The 11,888-nt window shown below is 72.0% G+C and carries 11 protein-coding genes; 10 read left to right on the top strand and 1 reads right to left on the bottom strand.

Annotated elements, in window-relative coordinates; translation table 11 throughout:
* Nucleotide 1: 1 nt before the first annotated feature.
* The gene (locus tag AB0K28_RS29795) at nt 2-286 is read right to left on the bottom strand and encodes a Fe-S cluster assembly protein HesB (RefSeq protein ID WP_345389333.1); all 285 of its coding nucleotides are present in this window, start codon (nt 284-286) and stop codon (nt 2-4) included.
* A gap of 93 nt (nt 287-379) precedes the next feature.
* On the opposite strand from AB0K28_RS29795, the gene AB0K28_RS29790 reads away from it, so the two are divergent.
* From AB0K28_RS29790 to AB0K28_RS29745, 10 genes are all read left to right on the top strand, one after another.
* The gene (locus tag AB0K28_RS29790; protein ID WP_364376556.1) at nt 380-1,036 is read left to right on the top strand and encodes an endonuclease; all 657 of its coding nucleotides are present in this window, start codon (nt 380-382) and stop codon (nt 1,034-1,036) included.
* Between the two features lie 24 nt (nt 1,037-1,060).
* Nucleotides 1,061-1,834 (top strand): enoyl-CoA hydratase-related protein, encoded by a 774-nt coding sequence (locus AB0K28_RS29785; RefSeq protein ID WP_345389329.1) that lies wholly within the window; start codon nt 1,061-1,063, stop codon nt 1,832-1,834.
* A gap of 76 nt (nt 1,835-1,910) precedes the next feature.
* Complete coding sequence (locus AB0K28_RS29780) at nt 1,911-2,252, top strand: hypothetical protein (RefSeq protein WP_345389327.1); 342 nt, start codon at nt 1,911-1,913, stop codon at nt 2,250-2,252.
* Nucleotides 2,243-3,463, top strand: coding sequence for a DUF6395 domain-containing protein (locus AB0K28_RS29775; protein ID WP_364376552.1), 1,221 nt, complete (start codon nt 2,243-2,245; stop codon nt 3,461-3,463). The genes AB0K28_RS29780 and AB0K28_RS29775 overlap by 10 nt, the downstream gene beginning before the upstream one ends.
* Entirely contained in the window at nt 3,460-4,302 is an 843-nt protein-coding gene (locus AB0K28_RS29770; protein WP_364376549.1) for a M55 family metallopeptidase, read from the top strand. Before AB0K28_RS29775 ends, AB0K28_RS29770 begins: the two co-directional genes overlap by 4 nt.
* Nucleotides 4,295-5,854, top strand: coding sequence for a flavin monoamine oxidase family protein (locus tag AB0K28_RS29765; protein ID WP_364376546.1), 1,560 nt, complete (start codon nt 4,295-4,297; stop codon nt 5,852-5,854). Before AB0K28_RS29770 ends, AB0K28_RS29765 begins: the two co-directional genes overlap by 8 nt.
* 63 nt (nt 5,855-5,917) lie before the next feature.
* Nucleotides 5,918-6,430, top strand: coding sequence for a YbaK/EbsC family protein (locus tag AB0K28_RS29760; RefSeq protein ID WP_364376543.1), 513 nt, complete (start codon nt 5,918-5,920; stop codon nt 6,428-6,430).
* 133 nt (nt 6,431-6,563) lie between these two features.
* Nucleotides 6,564-8,702, top strand: coding sequence for a protein kinase (locus AB0K28_RS29755; protein WP_364376540.1), 2,139 nt, complete (start codon nt 6,564-6,566; stop codon nt 8,700-8,702).
* 16 nt (nt 8,703-8,718) lie between these two features.
* Nucleotides 8,719-10,500, top strand: coding sequence for a serine/threonine-protein kinase (locus AB0K28_RS29750; RefSeq protein WP_364376537.1), 1,782 nt, complete (start codon nt 8,719-8,721; stop codon nt 10,498-10,500).
* Between the two features lie 35 nt (nt 10,501-10,535).
* Nucleotides 10,536-11,756 carry a serine/threonine-protein kinase gene (locus AB0K28_RS29745; protein WP_364376534.1) on the top strand — a complete coding sequence of 407 codons (1,221 nt, stop codon included), beginning with the start codon at nt 10,536-10,538 and terminating at the stop codon, nt 11,754-11,756.
* The last annotated feature ends 132 nt before the right edge of the window (nt 11,757-11,888 follow it).

Here is an 11,888-nt window from a genome sequence, read left to right as displayed (position 1 = left end):
GTCAGCCGCGCCGGTCGAGCCGGAACGAGGGTTGTCCCGGCCTGCCCGGCTGGGCGTCCAGCGACTTGTCGTCGAGGATCCGTACGGCGTCCTCGGCGACGAACACCCGTACGTCCTCCTTCTCGACGACCTGGTCACCGGCGTGCGGCGTGCTCGCCAGCGTGACCTCCAGTGTTCCTGCCTCGTCTGCCTTCGGGGCGATGCGCAGGCCCGCGTCGGCGGGCACGTTCTCCCCGACCAAGAGGTCGCGGATGGCGACCACGGCGTTATCGGTCAATGTCAGCACGACCTGCTCCTTTGTCCTCTTGGAACCCTCCGACTCCCCCCACCTCGGAGCAGCAAACACATGCGCCGGGCGGCGCCGGGTAGCGGGGACGGCATGGCGAAGACCGATGAAGCCGTCCTGGAGGCGCTGCTCGACCGTTACGGCCGCACGTACGCGGGCGAGGCCGGCATCAAGCTCGCCGATCGCCCCAAACCGCTCTACGAGCTGCTGGTGCTCGCGACGCTGCTGAGCGCCCGCATCTCGGCCGACGTGGCGGTGGCGGCGGCCAGGGAGCTGTTCGCCGCCGGGTACGGCACGCCCAAGGGCATGTGCGAGGCGAGCTGGCAGGACCGGGTGGACGCGCTGGGCCGCGGCCACTACCGCCGCTACGACGAGCGAACGGCCACGATGCTCGGCGACGGCGCGGAGCTGCTGCTCGACCGGTGGAAGGGCGACCTGCGGCGGCTGCGCGACGAGGCGGGCGGCGACGAGCGGCGGATCGGGGAGCTGCTGACCGAGTTCCCCGGCATCGGCCCGACGGGGGCCGACATCTTCCTGCGCGAGGTCCAGGCGGTCTGGCCGCAGGTCGCGCCGCACCTGGACCGGCGGGTGCTGGACGGCGCGGGCAAGCTGGGCCTGCCGCGCCAGGCGGGGCCGCTCGCCGAGCTCGCCGGGTCCGGCGGCGAGCTGGCGCGCCTGTCGGCCGCGCTCGTCAGGGTGGCGCGGAGCAAGAAGTCCGTGGACGAGGTCAAGGCGGCGGCCGCGCGGTGATCGGCGGCTGTTAGGTTCTGGGTCATGGGTGAGTTCGTAAGCGTCGAGGTGGCCGACCACATCGCCACGATCCGTCTGGACCGTCCGAAGATGAACGCGCTCAACGCTCAGGTGCAGCGTGAGCTCGCCGAGGCGGCCGCGCTGATCGACGCCGACCCGCAGGTGCATGCGGTCATCCTGTACGGCGGCGCGCGGGTGTTCGCCGCCGGCGCGGACATCAAGGAGATGTCCGCCATGTCGTACGTCGAGATGTCCGCCCACTCCGTCACCCTCCAGGGCGCGCTGACCGCGATCGCCCGCATCGGCAAGCCGGTCATCGCCGCCATCACGGGTTACGCCCTCGGCGGCGGCTGCGAGCTGGCGCTGTGCGCCGACTTCCGGGTGGCGGGCGAGTCGGCCAAGCTGGGCCAGCCCGAGGTGCAGCTCGGCCTCATCCCCGGCGCGGGCGGCACCCAGCGCCTGCCCCGGCTGATCGGCCCCGCGCGGGCGAAGGACCTCATCTTCTCCGGCCGCCACGTCGACGCCGCGGAGGCGCTCGCCATCGGGCTGGTCGATCGCGTGGTGCCGGACGAGCAGGTCTACACCGCCGCGCTCGAATGGGCGGCCACGTTCGTCGGCGGGCCTGCCGTGGCCCTGCGCGCCGCCAAGCAGGCCATCGACCAGGGCCTGGAGACCGACCTGGAGACGGGCCTGGAGATCGAGCGGCTGCAGTTCTCCGGCATGTTCGCCACCGAGGACGCGAAGGCCGGCATGCGCGCCTTCACCGAGCGATCCAAGCCGACGTTCAAGGGCCGCTGAGCGATTCCCCCCGAAGCCATCACATTCGGTTACGCCCGTCCATAGCGGGATTCGTTTACCACTATGGTGGCCTTCCATGAAGCGCGTCCTGGTCCCCGCACGGCTCAGAAAGGCCGTGCGCACGTGGTTCGACTCCCGCTACATCTCGATCGCCGATCACCGTCAGGACATCAGGGACGCACTCTGGGAGGTGCAGACGCTGCGGCGGGAGATGCAGACCCTCCAGGAGGAGGTCGAGCGGCTGCGCAAGGCCCGCCCGCCCGTGATCGACAAGAAGAAGGTCGACGAGACCCACCGGCTCGCCCAGGAGACCGCCAAGGCGCTGGACGGCGTGCTGCAGAACGAGGTCCTCGTCTGGCAGGCCATCGACCAGCTGCGTGACGAGCGGGGCCGCGCCGAGGAGCAGCCGTGCGCGTGACCTGGACGGGCGCCGCGCAGCTGAGCTTCCGTCTCGACCCCGAGGACGAGATCACCGGCAGGGCCTCCGACGACTACCCGATCAAGCTGGCCATCAACTCCTGCTCGATCACCGGGGTCCCCGAGGACGCACACCCCGACCTGTACGCCGTCGCCGCCTGGACGGTCGTGGCCCCGTGGACGCGCCGGCGCGTCACGTTCGACCGGGCGATCTCCGCCGAGCTGGCCGAGGCGCTGCACGACGGCTTCGGGGTCGAGGCGGGCCCGGTGGGCGCGGAGCGGCGGCGGCCGGGGGCGCGGCTGGCCATCTCCTACAGCGGCGGCGCCGACTCGGTCGCGGCGGCCACGATGTACCCCGACGCCCCCTTCGTCCACTTCCAGCGGGTGCCGCATCCGCGCGTACCGAACCGCTGGCCCCACTACCGCTCCGACGTGCTGGCCAAGCTGGCCGCCAAGACCGGCCGCGAGCTGACCACGGTCAGCTCCGACCTCGAATACACCCTGGCCGAGCCCCGCCCCGGCTACCCCGAGCACCACGCGGTCGCCGCCGGCGCGCTGCTGCTGGCCGACCAGCTCGACCTGGGCGGCCTCGGCTTCGGCTACGAGCTGGGCTCGCGCTGGCTCGGCGGCGACCGCTACCTGGGCCGCTTCACCCCCGACAACCCCATGTGGGCGCCGCACGGCCGCTGGGGGCGCTTATTCGCGGCGGCGGGCCTGCACATCGTGCTGCCCGTCGGCGGCGTCAGCGAGGCGGTCACCATGCGTCTCGCGCTCGGCTCGCCGCTGCGCGAGCAGGTCCGCTGGTGCCTGCAGGGCGTGGACGGCCCCTGCCGCAAGTGCGGCAAGTGCTTCTACAAGGAGCTCATCCAGGCCGCCGTCGAACGCCGCCCGCTGGACTCGCCGATGAAGGCCGAGCACCCGTCGGTCAGGAAATACCTCAAGAAACCGCCGTACGGCGGCCAGGAGATGATCCAGTACGGGCTCTCCCGCGTCCCCGGCATCGAGAAGACCGTCCTCGCGCCCGCGCTCGACTACTTCGACGTCGGCGAGGAGGCGACGAGCTGGCTCGACCACTGCTACCCGCCGGCCCTGGAGGAGATCCCTGAGCCGTGGCGCGCGGAGGCGGCCGCGTTCGTCGAGGCGAACGTCGGGTTGATGACGGAGTCGGAAGTGCGCCAGGTGGAGACCTGGGGGAGTGGAGCAGGGGCGTGAAGGTTTACCTGTCGGTGGACATGGAGGGCGTGACCGGGCTGACCGACCCGGAGGAGATGCACGCCGGCAAGCGCGGCTACGAGCGCGGCTGCGAGCTGATGACGGCCGACGCGAACGCGGCGGTCGAGGGCGCGTTCGCGGCCGGTGCGGACAGCGTGCTGGTCAACGACGCCCACGGCTCCACCAAGAACCTCAGGATCGACCTGCTCGACCCGCGGGCCAGCCTCATCAGGGGGCCGGGCAAGGCGCAGCGGATGGCCCAGGGCCTCGACGGGACGTTCCAGGCGGCCTGCTTCGTCGGCTACCACGCCCGCGCCGGGGTGCCCGACGGCGTGCTCAACCACACCTGGATGGGCAAGGAGATCCAGAACGTCTACCTCAACGGCGACCTGTGCGGCGAGACCCGGCTGGTGGCGGCGTGCGCCGGGTTCCACGGCGTGCCGGTCGTCCTGGTGACCGGGGACGAGGCGGTCGGCGATGAGGCCCGCGAGCTGCTCGGCGACGTCGAGACCGTGGCGGTCAAGAAGGGCATCGACAAGTTCTCGGCCGAGCTGCTGCCGCCGAGCGTGGCCCAGGGCAGGATCCGTGAGGCCACCGAGCGGGCGCTGGGCCGGTTGAGCGACTTCACGCCGTACGTGGTGCCGGCGCCGTACACGCTGGGCGTGGAGTGGAACTCGACCGCCATCGCCGCCGCCGTGTCGCTGGTGCCGGGCGTCAAGCAGGTGGGCACCCGCCACACCGAGTTCACCACCGACGACTTCGCCCAGATCATGGCCCTGTTCGGGATCTTCGCCACGATCGGCGGCCAGGTCGCGTGCGGCAGCGGGCCCTATGGCTGACGGCAAGGGGGCCGCGCTCACCCGGCGCGGCCTGCTCGTCGGGATCGGCGCGGCGGGCGGCGCGGGCGCCATGTACGCCGCCATGGGCGCGCTCGGCCTCGCCCCCACCGGGCAGGACAAGGAGTTCACGCCGCCGCGCGCGGGCGACTTCACGCTGCGCGGAAAGGCGTCGGCCAGCGTGGTCATCCTGGGGGCCGGGGTGGCGGGGCTGACGGCGGCGTACGAGCTGGGCAAGGCCGGCTACGACTGCACGCTGCTCGAAGCGCGGCCCAAGGCCGGCGGCAGGAACCTCACGCTGCGCGGCGGCGACCGCCTGACCGAGCTGAACGGCCCTGCTCAGGAGGTCACGTTCGGCGAGGGCGTCTACTTCAACGCCGGGCCGGGCCGCATCGCGCCGTGGATGGTCACCCTCGACTACTGCCGCGAGCTGGGCATCCCGATCGAGACGTTCGTCAACTCGAACGCTGCCGCGTACGTGCACGTCGACAACAGGACGGTCAGAGCCCGCACCGCCCGAGCCGACATGTACGGATATGTCGCCGAACTCCTCGCGAAAGTCACCGACTCCGGCGCCCTGAACAGGACCCTCACCAGGGACGACAGGGAACGCCTGCTGGAGTTCCTCAGGCGATTCGGCGACCTCGGACCCAAGCACGAGTACGAGGGCTCGCCCCGGCGCGGCTTCGAGAAGTTCCCCGGCGTCGACGGCGGCACCCCGCTCGACGCCCCCGGCACCCTCCGCCAGGTGCTGGCCGCCGGCACCGGCCGCGCGATCACCAACGACTTCGGCTACGAGCAGGCCACCCCCATGTTCCAGCCGGTCGGCGGCATGGACGCGATCGTCACCAGGCTGCAGGAGGCCGTCGGCACGGACCGGATCAAGACCGGCGCCAAGGTCACCAAGATCACCACGATGGACGACGGCGTCGAGGTCGCCCACACCGGTGGCGTGCTCAAGGCCGACTACTGCATCGCCGCGCTCCCGCCGCACGTCCTCGCCAAGATCCCGCACAACCTCGGCGCCCAGGTGACCAGCGCCCTGGCCACCCCCGTCCCGGTCGCCGCCGGCAAGATCGGCCTGGAGTACGGCATCCGCTGGTGGGAGCGCGAGGACCGCATCTACGGCGGCGTCACCGAGACCGACCTCGACATCACCCACATCTGGTACCCCTCGCACGACTACCACGCCGAGCGCGGCCTGCTCGTCGGCTACTACAACACCGGCCCCGAGGCCGAGCTGTACGGCGCGCTCACCCCTGAGGACCGCAGGCGCAGGGCGCTCACTCAGGGCAAGAAGATCCACGGCGAGAAATACCGCCAGAACGTCCTGGGCAGCGCCTCCATCGCCTGGCACCGGCAGGAGCACATCCTGGGCGGCTGGGTGCGGTGGCCCTCCTTTGATCCGTCGTTCACTCTTCTGCAACGCCCGGCAGGAAGGGTCTACTTCGCGGGCGACTGGCTCACCCACCTCATCGCCTGGCAGGCGGGGGCCATGGAGTCGGCCCGCGCCGTCGTCACCGGGCTGCACCAGCGCGTGTTGCGGTCTCCGTGACGTCGCACGCTGCTCCGGCGGCCGCAATAGGCTCGTCAGGAGAAGCGAGACGAGGAGTGGGAGATGACGTTGCAGTGGGTGCCCGCGACCGGACGGCCCGACCTCCTGGCCGGCCCGGTGACGCGCGCCGTCGCTGACCTGGAGGGCGTCGAGGTGGCCGAGATCGACCCCGAGCTGGCCGACACGGCGGCGTTCTGCGAGCGCTACGGCGTGTCACTCGACGAGTCCGCCAACTGCGTCGTGGTGGCGGCCAAGCGGGGCGGCGAGACGCGCTACGCCGCCTGCATGGTGCTCGCGACGATGCGGGTCGACGTCAACGGCGTCGTGCGCAGGCATCTCGACGCCCGCAAGACGAGCTTCGCGCCGATGGCCGACGCGGTCGAGCGCACCGGCATGGAATACGGCGGCATCACCCCCCTCGGCCTGCCCGAGGAGTGGCCCGTCCTGGTCGACACCAGGGTCGCCGAGCATCCGCGCGTGGTGATCGGCAGCGGCGTGCGCAGGTCGAAGCTCGCGGTCCCGGGCGCCACCCTGGCCGGGCTGAAGAAGGCGGAGGTGCTCTCCCTGGCCGGCTGACGGCGGAATCGAGGCCATTTCGAGACCGTCGTTGGGGAAACCGGAGGGGGCTTCTTGGACGTTGTACGAGTGGGAATGTGGCCTCATGGTTCATCTCGTGGGCGGGGATTAAGCCGGTATGGTGCTTCATGCCATGAACGATGACCGACTAGGCCCTTACCGGCTGCTCAGGCGGCTCGGTGAAGGCGGGATGGGCGTTGTCCACCTCGCTGTCGACCCCCAGGGTCGGCAGGTGGCGGTCAAGGTCCTGCGCGCGGAGGTCGCCGGCGACGAGGTCGCCAGGCGGCGGCTCTCGCGCGAGGTCGAGACCATGCGCAGGGTGCGCAGCACATACATCGCCGAGGTGCTCGACGCCGACGTCACCGGTCATCGCCCCTACATCGTCACCCGCTACGTGCCGGGCCGGCCGCTCGACGAGATCGTCAAGGACGACGGCCCGCTCGACCTGCCCGCGCTGGTCAAGGTCGCGCACGGGGTGGCCACCGCGCTGGCCGCCGTCCACTCGGTCGGCGTGATCCACCGCGACCTCAAGCCGGGCAACGTGCTCATCCTCGACGGCGAGCCCGTGCTGATCGACTTCGGCATCGCCCAGGCGGTCGACGCCACCCGGCTGACGCAGACCGGCATGTTCATCGGCACGCCCGGCTACCTCGCGCCCGAGATCATCGAGGGCCAGGAGGCCGGCCCCGAGGTCGACATCCACGCGTGGGCCGGCACCCTGCTCTACGCCGGCACCGGCCAGCCGCCCTTCGGCAAGGGCACGCTGGAAATGATCTTCTACAACATCACCGCGGGCAAGGCCGACATCAGCGCCGCGCCGGCCGAGCTGCAGCCGCTGCTCAAGGCCGCGTTCTCGCGCAACCCCGCCAAGCGGCCCAAGGCCGCCGAGCTGGCCGAGCAGACCGCCCGCATGCTGCCCAAGCCGCCGCCGGGCGACGCGCCCGACGAGATCTCCACGCTGCCGCGCACCGACGGCTCGCGCGCGGTCCCGCCGCGGGTGAGCGACAAGCCGTCGTACGACGTCTCCACCCCGCCGGTGACCCCGCGGCGGCTGCTGGAGGGCCAGGACCACCAGGCGAGCCCGCCGGTGCCGCCGCCCGCGCAGCCCGAACAGCAATACGTCTCGCTGCTGCCCGACCAGCCCGACCCGTGGCCGACCCGCCGGGTCTCACCCGAGGAGCTGCGGCGCATCCAGCGCGAGGCCGGTCTCGGCAACCCGCCGCAGAGCCAGAGCCTGCCCCAGCAGGGGCTTCCCGTGCCGCCGCCGGCCGGCGAGGGCGACGTGCCCACCCGGCGCGTACGCCCCGACTCGCCCGAGTTCCGGCGCCTCGCCCAGCCGCCGGTGCCCAACCTCAGCCAGCCCAACGCGAGCCAGCCCAACGCGAGCCAGCCCAACGCGAGCCAGCCGCACCCGGGCCTGCCGCACGCGGGTCACCCCAACGCGGGGCACCCCCATGTGAGCCGTCCCCACACCGGCCATCCCAACGCCGGTCATCCCAACGCCGGCCATCCCAACGCAGGCCGGTCCGACTACGCGCGGCCCAACCCGATGCCGCTGCAGCCGCCGCCGTACATCCCGGCGCAGCAGCAGCCCTACCCGCAGCAGCAGGCCGCCCCGAGCACCATGCGCGAGCCGTACATCCCGAGCGTGCCGCCCGGCCGGGTGCTGCAGCGCTCCCGCGCGTACGGCGTCTCCGCGGCCATGCTGCTGGTCCTGATGATCGTGGCGGCCGTGCGGGCGCCCGTCATCGTGGCCGTCCTGGCGCTGCCCGCGGTCATCCTGCTGCGCGCCGCCGACCTGGCGCAGCCGCAGCTGACGGCCCGCAGGGCGGCCGGAGCGGCGGCGCTCGACGTGGTCAGGGTCTTCGCCTACCCCGCCGTGCTCGCCAAATCGGTGGGCATCACGCTGGCGCTCACGCTCTACGCGCTCATCCTCGGACTGCCGGTGACGCTGCTGCTCACCGTCGTCGTGAACATGAGCCCTTATTACGCTCTGGCCTGGGGGGCATCCATCGCCCTGTGGACGGTCTGCGCCGGCCCAGGAGTGGAAGGCCCGGGCAAACAGATGCGCAGAACGCTCTCGTCGCTCGTACCCTCGAGAACAGCGGCAATGGTGATGGCGGGAGTCCTGGTGGCCGCGGCCGCGCTCTCGCTGATCCTCGCTTACGGCACGTTCGGGGACAAGCCAAGGGGGGCCGGTGTATGGACTCCGCTGAACGTCGACGCAGTGGTGGAGCAGTTGGAAGGGTTGAGGGGGAATTCCGGGGGATGACGCGGGGAAGGTGGCGATGAACACCCAAGCACCAGAACGCCTCGGGCCCTACCGCCTGGTCAGGAAGATCGGCGAAGGTGGCATGGGGGTCGTCCACCTCGGCCTCGACGGCGCGGGCAGGGAAGTCGCCATCAAGGTCCTGCATCCCCACGTCGCCGCCGACCTCAAGGCGCGCGACCGGCTCACCCGCGAGGTCGAGACCATGCGCAGGGTGCGCAGCCCCTACGTCGCGGAGGTCATCGACGCCGAGCTCGTGGGCGGCCAGCCCTACGTCGTGACCAGATTCGCGCCGGGCCGCACGCTCGAGGACACCGTGCTGACCGAGGGGCCGCTGGAGGCCCGCCAGGTCATCAGGCTCGCCCAGGGGCTCTGCCAGGCGCTGGTGGCCATCCACGCGGCCGACGTGATCCACCGCGACTTCAAGCCGTCCAACGTCATGCTGGTCGACGGCGAGCCGCTGGTCATCGACTTCGGCATCGCCCACCTGGTCAACGCCACCCGGCTGACCCAGACCGGCATGTTCGTCGGCACGCCCGGCTATCTCGCGCCCGAGATCATCCGCGACTCCGAGATCACCCAGGCCGCCGACGTGCACGCGATGGCCTCCACGGTGTTCTTCGCCGCCACCGGGGCGCCGCCGTTCGGCACGGGGACGTTCGAGTCGGTCTGCTTCAACATCATGGAAGGGCGGGCCCAGCTCGACAAGGCGCCCGCCTGGCTGCGCGGCTGGCTGAGCAGGGCGCTCCACGTCGACGCCGAGGCCCGGCCGAGCGCGCCCGAGCTGCTGCGCATGGCCAGGGCGCTCGACCCGTCGGTGACGACGTTCAACGAGGCGTCCTTCGACGGGCCGACCGGCACCAAGCGGCTGGCCGACCGCACCCGCACCATGGACACCTTCTCCGACCTGCTGCCGCCGGTCGAGTACGGCAAGGCCGCCCCGCCGCCGCCCGCGCCCTCACCGACGCCCACCAGGCGTGAGGAGCGCCCGCCCCCTTACGTGCCCGCGCCGATGGCCGCCAGGCCGCCCGCGCCGCGCCCCGACCAGCGCGTGGCCGGTTATCCCGCGCCACAGCCACAGCCACAGGCCAGGCCCTACGAGCCGCCACCGCCGCAGTACACCCCGCCCGCCGAGCGCAAGCGCTACCTGTTCGGCAGCCAGGTCGTGGGCCTGCTGCTGCTGGTCACGCTGGTGGCGCTGAGCGTGGTGATGCCGGTCATGGCGGGCGCGATCGCCGTCGCGCTCGCGCTCGTCCTGCGCATCGGCGAATACCTGTTCGGCGACATGGTCAAGCGGCGGCAGGTGCGCGGCAGCAGCGCCGCCGACCCGCTGCTCGTCCTGGTCGGCACGCCGTGGGCGCTGATCAAGTCCGCGCTCGTCACGGTGGTGCACGTGCCGCTGGCCCTGCTGTTCGGCGTGTGCGTCTGGGGCGTGCTGCACTTCGCCGGGCCGTTCACCCTCAACGAGGCGGCCGCGTACGCGGCGGGCGCCTTCACCGCCGGCCTGTTCGTGCTGCCCGGCGGCGGCGCCCCGCGCAAGGCCGTCACCCGCACGCTCACCGGCGTGCTGCGCAGTCCTGGCGCGGCGCTGATCGCGGTGCTGCTGGTGGGCACCGCGGCGCTGTTCGCCGTCATGTTCGCGATGGGGCAGGCCACCGACTGGTATCCGTGGCGGGCTCCGGAATCGGTGATCGACGGCCTCGCCAACGAGGCAAGACAGAGCACGATCGGCCTGATCACCGGCCTGATCGGCAGCCTGATGGACGGTCTGGGGCTGAGCTTCCTGAATCCCTGGTCCTGAGTGTCCGCCTGGTCCTGCGGGGGGAGAGATGAAGTATGAGCGAGCACCTCGGCCCGTACGAGCTTCTCTCCCGTCTCGGGTCCGGCGGCTTCGGCGAGGTGCACCTGGCGCTCGACGCCGAGGGGCGTACGGTCGCGGTCAAGGTGCTCCATCCCCATGTCGCCGCCGACGGCGGGGCACTCGCCAGGCTGGCCCGCGAGGTCGAGACCATGCGCATCGTCGGCGGCCCGCACATCGCCGAGGTGCTCGACGCCTCGCTCGACGGTGACCGCCCCTACCTCGTCACCCGCTACGTCCAGGGCCGCCCGCTGAGCGCCGTGCCCGTGCCGGTCGCCGACCTGCGGCGGCTGGCCGCCGGGCTGGCCGACGCGCTGCTCGCCATGCACGAGTCGGGGGTCGTCCACCGCGATCTCAAGCCGGCCAACGTGATGATGACCGAGGGCGAGCCCGTCGTGATCGACTTCGGCATCGCCAGCGCGCTCGACTCGCTGTCCGTCACCGCCTCGGGGGCGGTCGTCGGAACGCCCGGCTATCTGGCGCCCGAGGTGCTGGAGGGGCGGCCCGCCGGGGTGGAGGCCGACGTGTTCTCGTTCGGGGCGACGCTCGCGTACGCGGCAACCGGGCGGCAGCCGTACGGGCAGGGTCCCGCCTCCGCCGTGGCCTACCGGGTCGTGCACCACCCGCCCGACCTGGAGGGCGCGCCGGCTTGGCTGGAGCCGCTGTTACGCGAGTGCCTGTCCACCGACCCGGCACGGCGGCCCACGGCCGCCCAGATCTGCGACCGGCTCGGCGTGGCGCCCGTCGCCCACGTGCCGCCTCCGCGCCTCGGGCCCGTACGTCCCCGGGTCGCCGAGCACGACGAGATGAGCACCAGGGAGATCCGGCCGCCGGCCAAGGAGCAGCACCGGCGCTCTGTGGAGGAGTCCAGGGCGCGGCACCGGGAGAAGGTGCGCAGGCGGTGGCTGATCGGGTCGGCGCTGTTCGTGGCGCTGCTGGCGGCGGCCGCACGTGAGCCGCTGCCCGAGGTGTCGCTGTTCCTGCTGGCGGCGTACGCGCTGGGCGTGGTGAGCGACGCGGGGGTGGCGCTGTTCTCGAAGGGCCCCTACCGGCGCAGCCGGATGATCGCGGACCTGCTCGGCGTGGCGGGGACGGTGGGGCTCTGCTTCGGGCTGGCGACGTGGTTCAGCGCGTTCACGCTGGCTCTGTTCGCGGGTACGGCGCTGGTGGTGGGGGTCGTGTTCCTGCTGTCGGCGTAAGAGATGTCACAGGTGCTGACCGAATAAAGTTCGGTATGGTAGGGGCAAGCCGCCGTGCTCGGTTTGCGCGGAAGCTACCCATGGGTAACATAACGGCGAAACCTCGGCAGACCCTCTGTCGGATGCCCCCGG

It is taken from the genome of Nonomuraea sp. NPDC049504, assembly GCF_040676845.1.
Taxonomy (GTDB): domain Bacteria; phylum Actinomycetota; class Actinomycetes; order Streptosporangiales; family Streptosporangiaceae; genus Nonomuraea; species Nonomuraea salmonea.
The sequence above is the reverse complement of the archived record's forward strand: the minus strand, read 5'-3'. Positions and strand labels throughout refer to the sequence as shown.